3 protein-coding genes and 1 pseudogene are annotated in these 4504 nt (G+C 57.3%); 1 reads left to right on the top strand and 3 read right to left on the bottom strand.

Features of this window, described 5'->3' with window-relative positions:
• On the top strand, positions 1-1020 hold a 1020-nt coding region (locus GIV26_RS26925; protein WP_236282906.1), incomplete at its 5' end, for a hypothetical protein.
• Between the two features lie 130 nt (positions 1021-1150).
• On the opposite strand, the pseudogene GIV26_RS26920 reads toward GIV26_RS26925, so the two are convergent.
• The 3 genes and pseudogenes from GIV26_RS26920 to GIV26_RS26910 form a co-directional block, all read right to left on the bottom strand.
• Positions 1151-1600 (bottom strand): annotated as a pseudogene (locus GIV26_RS26920) (glutathione S-transferase); the annotation flags it as partial.
• 125 nt (positions 1601-1725) lie between these two features.
• The gene (locus tag GIV26_RS26915) at positions 1726-2676 is read right to left on the bottom strand and encodes an alpha-E domain-containing protein (protein WP_057975962.1); all 951 of its coding nucleotides are present in this window, start codon (positions 2674-2676) and stop codon (positions 1726-1728) included.
• 2 nt (positions 2677-2678) lie between these two features.
• Positions 2679-4088, bottom strand: coding sequence for a circularly permuted type 2 ATP-grasp protein (locus GIV26_RS26910; protein ID WP_034127666.1), 1410 nt, complete (start codon positions 4086-4088; stop codon positions 2679-2681).
• Positions 4089-4504: the final 416 nt, after the last annotated feature.

The following is a 4504-nucleotide window of genomic DNA, read 5'->3' as shown; positions in this document are numbered from 1 at the left end:
GGCGGTTCGCCAGATATCCCGGCCAAACCTGGGAATGAAGCCTTGCAGGAGGTGGCGTTCGATATTTCCAGGGCGGCGATTGCGGCGAACATTCGTGACCACGCCACCACGGTGAAATACCAATACGTGGTAACCCGTGCGGGTGTCTCGGTCACGTCGGCAACCTTGACGGTGACCGTGAGGCCGATACCGCAATCGGAGCTGGCCAAGACGGTCATCAGGCTCAACGAGGCCAATAGCGCGACAAAGGTGCTGGACCTGGATAGCTTCGTCGGCAACGCGATGGCGCATGTCGGCACCTGGCCGTTTATCACCGCCCCTTATCCGGTCTCGTTGAAGTTTTTTGGTAGAACAGCCGCTAATGTTGCTCATGACCTGACGCTGTTCAGTTTCAACAGCTCGTATGTCAATCCGAACTGGGTTGCCCAAGGCCGCTATGAATATCGCCTGTTGCGCACTTACATCGATGGGTTGGGCCCTGGCACAAAATTGAGCATGGAATTCAAAGCCGCCGTCAGTCTTAGCAAGGTTGAAGCCGAGGCGATCAGCTTTCCGATAGTGGAGTACACGGTTGTTTCTGATTCTGGAAAATTTGATGACCTGACGACATTTGATAATTATAACAAGAATGGTTGGGCTGCCAGCCGCGGTTCAGTTGACGTTAATTTATCAGATGGAAACTATTACGCGGTTGGGCGTCCTTACACTTATTTGGATGGTAGTGCATTGATTGGTATATATAAGTTATATCGTGATGTGCAGGTTGGTAGAACATATCGAATGTCGTTTGATATATCGTTAAGTAGTCCTCGTATGAGAACTCGTGTTGGTCTCAACGTGGCCGGTTATCTAATTCTTAGAGACTATTTCTGGTCGGGGGAGGGTTGGCATACTGTCTCGCTCGATTTTGTTCCTATAACACAGCCCGGTGACGTAGCTATTTATATTTTTCTGGGTTTCGATCCAGAAGATGTTAAAGGTCCTGTCCATGTAGACAATATTAGATTTGGGCCCAGATAGGACGGTACGAAGGAAATTTATTTAGAAGTGAGTCTGGCCCATACTCTCTCGGCGTGGGAGAGTATGGACGGATTTGTCTAAGGCTGAAGTATGAAAAGAAACCTATTCTTTAATCCAATACTGAGTGTCGTCAGTGCTTTGCCATCACGGCAATAAACAGAGGCGACTCCAGGAACCGCTGGAGCCACGCCTGTAACCGGTCATACTCTGTACCCGCAAACCACTCCCGATCCACATGGGCAAACTGGCGCACAAACGGCGCCAGCGCCACATCCGCCAGGCTCAGGTGTTCGGCGAGCAAGTACTCACGCTCCGCCAGCAAGCCTTCCAACTTTTGCAAGAACACCTCACCCTCGGCCCGATAATGCTCCATCGGCTGTTCCGGGTAGCGCTCGGCATACTTGTATCGATTCAAGTGATGCTTGAACACCTGATCATTCTCGGCAATCAACGCCAGCACCGCAGGGGCACCTTGCAGCAGCCAATCATCCGGGTCGTGCTGCGCCAGAGCCCATTGCATGATCTCCAGGCTCTCCTCGATCACTCGACCTTCGACACTCAACACCGGCACCGTACCTTTGGAAATACGGGGCAGATTTATTTAAATAGTAAATCTGCCCGATCTGGCGCTCTTTCAACGATCAATACGGGCCGGCGTAATACTGTGCTGGTACCAAGAGATAGGTCACTGCCACCCAGTATCAATCAAACGACTTCCAGATAAGAGCTCTGCACCGCCCCCGCCAACTCCCGCACGCCCTCAATAAACTCCGTCAACCGCCTATGCAACCCATCCTCCAGAATCTCATCAATCCCCGTATACCGCAGCCGTGCTTCAAACTCGGCAGCCAAGCGCTGCGCCGTGCGCCCATAACTACCCGGCAGATCCGCGAGAATATGGCTCAACTCCTCGATACACGCATGCAGCGAGCGCGGCACGTCACTGCGCAACAGCAGCAGTTCCGACACCGAGCGGGCATTCAAGGCATTGGGATACAGCTCGGTATACGCCTCGAATGACGACAACGCGCGGAGCAGGGCGCTCCACTGGTAATAGCCGCGGGCCGACAGGTCGCTGACTTCTTCGGACTCTTCGCCGAACATCTCGTAGCGTGCATCCAGCAGGCGCAGGGTGTTGTCGGCGCGCTCGACAAAGGTGCCGAGGCGGATGAAGCGGTAGGCGTCATTGCGCATGATGGTCCCGGAGGTGGCGCCACGGAACAGGTGCGAGCGTTGTTTGACCCAGTCGCAGAAGTGGCTGATGCCGTGCCGCGCCAGGCCGCCGGCGGCAATGCTGCGCATTTCCAGCCAGGTGGCGTTGAGGTTTTCCCACATGTCGGCGGTGATGCGTCCGCGTACGGCGTGGGCATTGCCCCGGGCGGCGCGCAGGCAGTTGTAGATGCTGGCCGGGTTTTCTTCGTCGAGGGCGAAGAAGTGCAGCATGCGCTCGGCATCCAGGGTGTGGTGGCGTTCGAGGTAACTGTCCAGGGTGCCGCTGCTGAGCAACGACATCGCCAGTTCATCCAGGCCATCGCTGCGCCCGGCCTGGGGCATCAAGGACAGGGAATAACTGACTTCCAGCATGCGTGCCAGGTTCTCGGCGCGCTCCAGGTAGCGGGACATCCAATACAGATCTGCAGCGGTTCTACTCAACATAGTCAGCCCTCCACCACCCAGGTGTCCTTGGTTCCGCCGCCTTGCGACGAGTTCACGACCAGCGAGCCTTCCTTCAGCGCCACGCGGGTCAAGCCGCCGGGCACCAGGCGGGTTTCCTTGCCAGAGAGTACGAACGGGCGCAGGTCGATATGCCGGGGCGCAATGCCGTTTTCGACGAAGGTCGGGCAGGTGGACAGGCTCAGGGTGGGTTGGGCGATGTAGGCATGGGGACGGGCCTTGATGCGCTGGCGGAAGTCTTCGATCTCGGCGGCCGTCGACGCCGGGCCCACCAGCATGCCGTAGCCGCCGGAGCCCTGGGTTTCCTTGACCACCAACTGTTCGAGGTTGGCCAGCACATGGGACAGTTCATCGGGCTTGCGGCATTGGAAGGTCGGCACGTTCTGCAGGATCGGTTCCTCGTCCAGGTAGAAGCGGATCATCGCCGGTACATAGGGATAGATCGACTTGTCGTCAGCCACCCCGGTGCCGATGGCGTTGGCCAGTACCACATTGCCGGCGCAGTAAGCCGCTACCAGCCCCGGCACGCCGAGCATCGACTCGGGGTTGAACGCCTGGGGGTCGAGGAAGGCGTCGTCAATGCGCCGGTAGATCACGTCCACGGGCTTGGGGCCGTCGGTGGTGCGCATGAACACCTTGAGATCGTGCACGAACAGATCGGCACCTTCCACCAGTTCCACACCCATTTCCCGGGCAAGGAACGCGTGTTCGAAGAAGGCGCTGTTGAAGCGCCCAGGCGTCAACACCACCACATTTGGGTTATCGAGGCGGCTGGCGCTCTTGAGGGTCTTGAGCAACAGGTTGGGGTAGTGGTCCACGGGTGCAATGCGCTGCTTGGCGAATACTTCAGGGAACAGCCGCATCATCATCTTGCGGTCTTCGAGCATGTAGCTCACGCCGCTGGGGGTGCGCAGGTTGTCTTCGAGCACGTAGTAAGTGCCGTCACCGTCGCGCACCAGGTCGACACCGGAGATATGCGAATAAATGTCGCGGTGCAAGTCCAGGCCGACCATCGCCTTCTGATAGCCCTCGTTGCCCAGCACCTGTTCTGCCGGAATGATCCCGGCCTTGATGATGCGTTGGTCGTGGTAGATGTCGGCGAGAAACATGTTCAGTGCGTTGACCCGCTGGATGCAGCCACGCTCGATCAGGCTCCATTCACTGGCGGGGATGCTGCGGGGAATGATGTCGAAGGGAATCAGGCGTTCGGTGTCTTGCTCGTCGCCATACAGGGTGAAGGTGATCCCGGCGCGATGGAACAGCAAATCCGCTTCACGGCGACGCTGGGCCAGCAGTTCTGGCGGCGTATTGGCCAGCCAGCGAGAGAAGTCCTGATAGTGCGCACGGCATACGCCGTTTGCGTCATTCATTTCATCAAAGAAAGATCGAGCCATTCCAGTACCTTGTCAGTGCCCAGTGTGGCTTTGGGTGGCACTGCCGCTTAAAAAAACGCATGTTTTTATGAGCCCGTGGCTGAAGGTGCCAACAGGCCTGGTCCTTACTTTCTTATGGGGGCGGCTCTGGGTCGGGGGGTAACGTATGCTCCTGTTTTCCGGGGGGTGAATGGATAAAGCAATGCCTGTGCCGGAATGCGAATTAGGCATCAATAACCTGTGGCGAGCGAGCTTGCTCGCGCCGGGCTGCGCAGTGGCCCCAATAAAAGCGGGAGCGCTGCGCACTCCAGCGGGAGCAAGCTCCCTCGCCACAGGAGGGGGCTCACCCCAATAGGGCGCGGCGTGTTTTAGATTGGTGCAGCAACCCACTTGTACTTTACCTCGGCCCCATTCTTCTTAGGAGTTTTGTCACCTTT

The organism is Pseudomonas sp. PA-1-3F (assembly GCF_021609665.1).
Classification (GTDB): Bacteria; Pseudomonadota; Gammaproteobacteria; order Pseudomonadales; family Pseudomonadaceae; genus Aquipseudomonas; species Aquipseudomonas paracarnis.
This window is presented reverse-complemented; position numbering and strand designations above follow the sequence as displayed.